Annotated in this window: 7 protein-coding genes; all 7 read left to right on the top strand. The window is 51.9% G+C overall.

Annotated features, from left to right (window positions below; all coding sequences use genetic code 11):
- Positions 1-115 precede the first annotated feature (115 nt).
- On the top strand, positions 116-742 hold the full coding sequence (locus Q0418_RS05035; protein WP_298482834.1) for a DUF4355 domain-containing protein: 627 nt from the start codon (positions 116-118) through the stop codon (positions 740-742).
- A gap of 18 nt (positions 743-760) precedes the next feature.
- Positions 761-1,627, top strand: a complete 867-nt coding sequence (locus tag Q0418_RS05040) for a hypothetical protein (RefSeq protein ID WP_298482835.1) — start codon at positions 761-763, stop codon at positions 1,625-1,627.
- Positions 1,628-1,629: 2 nt separating this feature from the next.
- Positions 1,630-1,962, top strand: a complete 333-nt coding sequence (locus Q0418_RS05045; protein ID WP_298482836.1) for a hypothetical protein — start codon at positions 1,630-1,632, stop codon at positions 1,960-1,962.
- Positions 1,959-2,273 carry a hypothetical protein gene (locus tag Q0418_RS05050; RefSeq protein ID WP_298482838.1) on the top strand — a complete coding sequence of 105 codons (315 nt, stop codon included), beginning with the start codon at positions 1,959-1,961 and terminating at the stop codon, positions 2,271-2,273. The genes Q0418_RS05045 and Q0418_RS05050 overlap by 4 nt, the downstream gene beginning before the upstream one ends.
- Entirely contained in the window at positions 2,270-2,713 is a 444-nt protein-coding gene (locus Q0418_RS05055) for a hypothetical protein (RefSeq protein WP_298482839.1), read from the top strand. Before Q0418_RS05050 ends, Q0418_RS05055 begins: the two co-directional genes overlap by 4 nt.
- Positions 2,710-3,120, top strand: a complete 411-nt coding sequence (locus tag Q0418_RS05060) for a DUF5072 family protein (RefSeq protein ID WP_298482841.1) — start codon at positions 2,710-2,712, stop codon at positions 3,118-3,120. Before Q0418_RS05055 ends, Q0418_RS05060 begins: the two co-directional genes overlap by 4 nt.
- 15 nt (positions 3,121-3,135) lie before the next feature.
- The coding region (locus tag Q0418_RS05065) for a phage major tail protein, TP901-1 family (protein WP_298482843.1) at positions 3,136-3,614 on the top strand (479 nt) is incomplete at its 3' end.

Here is a 3,614-nt window from a genome sequence, read left to right on the forward strand (position 1 = left end):
CCGTGCCTGATTCTGAAAGACGATGCCGGAAAGGAACTTGTGCGGACAGAAGCTGCACATACACTGGAAACGCTGCATAAGGCGTTCGACCCATTTTTAAACGGAGGTGAAACAAATGAATGATGCGGAAAATCAAGTTGACACCACTGGAACCGAGCCAGAGGAAACCGGAAAGCCGGAGCACAGCACCGGAGCCGGAGACACCGAAAAGCCAGGTACAGGAGGAACAAAGCAGGAAACAGAATCCAAAACCAAGGAAAAGCCGTCCGGCATCACACCGGAAAGCGTCTCACAGATGATCAAGTCTGCTTTCGCTGAGTTTGCAAAGCAGCAGAAGGAAGCGCAGACAGAGGCGGAAAAGCTGTCCGGCATGAATGCGCAGCAGAAAGCAGAGTATGAACGGGACAACTACCGCACGCAGCTGGAGGATCTACAGAAGCAGGTGGCTGTGTCGAAAATGCAGGGAGCTGCACGAACCATGCTGGCAGAGAAGAACATCCACGTGCCGGACAGTCTCATTGCGGCAATCGTCACAGAGGACGCAGAGACAACCAAACAGAATGTGGAGGGCTTTTCACAGGCTTTTACAGCAGCAGTGGAGGCATGCGTCAAATCCAGGCTCAAATCGGAGACACCGAGAACCGGATCTGCGGCATCCAAGCTGACGAAAGAACAGATCTTCGCCATCAAGGACAACGATGCGAGGATCAAGGCAATCAATGAAAACATCGATTTATTCTGAAAAGGAGCGAATTAAACTATGGCAGTACAGACAAATACAAATGTTACCACGGACTTCGCAAAGGCGCAGTCCATCGACTTCGTGACACGTTTTCACAGAGGCATCCAGAATCTGCAGGCGCTTCTGGGAATCACTCGCAGCACACCCCTCGCAAATGGGTCTGTCATCAAGACCTACAGCAGCACAGTGACACTGGCGGACGGCAATGTGGCAGAGGGTGATCTGATTCCGCTGTCCAAAGTGGAAAGCAAGCTTGCAAATACATACGAGCTGACCTACCAGAAGTACCGCAAGGCGGTGACACTGGAGGCAATCCAGCGGAGCGGTTTCGACCACGCTGTAACCGATGCAGACAATGCTCTTCTGAAGAAGATCCAGAGCAATGTGCGCTCCAGCTTCGCATCGTTTCTGGCAAAAGGCACAGGTGCTGCAAAAGGTGCAAGCTTCCAGGAGGCTGTGGCAAATGCATGGGGCAAGCTTCAGGTGCTCTTTGAGGACGATGCTGCAGGAGATGTCATTGTTCTGGCAAACCCCATGGACATCTCCGACTATATCGGCAGCGCATCCATTTCCACACAGAATGCATTCGGCATGACCTATTTCAAGGCATTCACAGATGTGTCTATTCTGACAAACTCCAGCGTACCGCAGGGCAAGTTCTATGCCACTGTATCGGATAACATCAACATTGCATACCCGCAGATCTCCGGCGGCGAGATCAACAAGGCGTTCAGCTTTACCACGGACGAGACTGGTCTCATCGGCATCACACACTCTGCGGATACAAGCCGTGTAAACTATGAGACTGTGATCTTCACCGGTCTGACGATGTTTGCAGAACGTCTGGATGGCGTTATTGTCGGCTCCATCGGCGCAGGTGCATAAGCATGTCGCTGTTATACCGTGTACAGTGCAGATTGCAGGGCGAACCAAGATCGGAGGATGAACCGATCCTGCGTGAACTCTGCGACCTGGCAGGTGTACGAATCTGTCTTCGTATCCGGGAACCGACGCTCCCGGAGATGTTAGAACCGATTGCGGCTGATGTGGTCGTGAAGCTGTGGCGGCGGTGGAACTATGAGGGAATTTCCTCTGAAAGCGGTGAGAGTATTTCCACCAGCTTCGTGGAGGATGTTCTCGCAGAATATGACGATGAATTCCAGGCGTATGCCGATCAGAAAGCGGCAGATTCCGGGAAAAAGGCGGTGCGGTTTCTGTGAGATATTTTTCGGTAAGACTTTTTCGGAATACCGGAACAGCAACGGATATCCTCGGAAATCCGGTGACATCGCCTGAAATCTTCGGATGCAGATACGTTGGGAGATTCACGGAATGGACAGCGGAGGAAACGGCGCTTGAGGGTCGTGAGGTGACGCAGACGCAGCGAAAAATGCTGACGGATGCGCCGCTGGATGACTGTAAACGTGCCGATGGCGTACGTGCCGGAGCTGAGGATTATCGTGTCAAAAATGTCAAGGATCTGCACGGGCGGTGGCGGCTTCTCTATCTCGAAAGGTGGCGGCAGAAATGAGCGGCTTCAAAGTGTATTTTGACGGTGCAGAAGCACTCGCAGGAAAGCTGAAAGAGAAGTCTCTGGAAGATTTCTCGGCGTGCAGTAAGCGTGCCACAGTGCTCCTGCGGAACAATGCACGGAAGAATACGCCTGTCGCAAAAAGTGTGCAGTACAAGAATGACAGCGGCGAAGTCATCGGAGCGCACAAAGGCGGTTCTCTGCGCCGCTCTCTTCGCATGGAGATGCCAAGTGCATCGCATGATGGCATGGTTGGGTACACCATCCACTATGCCCCGCACGTGGAATACGGGCATCGCCAGAAGGTTGGAAGATATGTTCCTGTACTTGGCAAGCGGCTGAAAGCCAGCTTTGTACAGGGACAATATTTTCTGCGAAAATCCATGGAGGAGACAAAGCCGGAATTTCTGAATGATCTGAAGGAGACGTTGAAAGAATGATGTATCGAAAACTTGGGTTTGCAGAGCTTGCTGCTGCGGTCCTGGAGGTTCTGCGGGAGAATACACAGTATGACGTGTATGACGCTGTGCCGGAGGATGCGCCAAGTCCATTCCTATTTGCGGAAGTTGTCGGAAAGCGTGACAGCTCCAGCAAGACAACATGGAAAGAGACATTTACGGTAAATATCCACTGCATTGCGGAACCGTCTGATGCTCGCACACAGGTGTATCAGATGATCCAGGAAGCAGAGGAGGCAATGACAGCACCACTTTCCATGCCGTCCGGTGTGGAATGCCTGCTGCAATCTGAAACCGGTGTACAGTCAATGCAGCTTGACGATACAGGAGAGTGGCATGCTGTCATTGGCTATGAAATCATGACAAGCTACGGCTTGAAAATCAAATAACAGGAGGAAATGACAATGGCAAATTTTGATGGAAATGTATATTGCGAATTTCCGGAAGCTGTGGCAAAGGCGGGAAAGGATATCCTGCTTTGCCTGTTCACAGAGGACGGATCGAAGCTGCTTGCCGTTGCAGGTCAGCAGGGTCTGACGATCAACAGAAGCGCTGACACCGTGGAAACAACGTCAAAGGACACGAAAGGCGGCTGGAAGTCTCAGGCTGCCGGCATGAAGGAGTGGTCTGTTGACACGGACGGCGCTTATGTCATGGGTGCGGAATCCCATAAGCTGCTGCAAAAATATTTTGAAAGCGGCGATATGATCTGCATTAAGATCGTGGACATCAAGGAAACAAAGTCTCTGTTCGGCGGTCTGGCTGTCCTGACGGACTATACACTCGAAGCACCGTATGACGACGCTATGACATATTCGTGCAGCTTTGCAGGGAATGGTGCGCTGGTTGACCTGACGGCACTGGAAACAGAGGATGCAGCGAA

The organism is uncultured Ruminococcus sp. (assembly GCF_937915125.1).
Lineage (GTDB): Bacteria > Bacillota > Clostridia > Oscillospirales > Ruminococcaceae > Ruminococcus_C.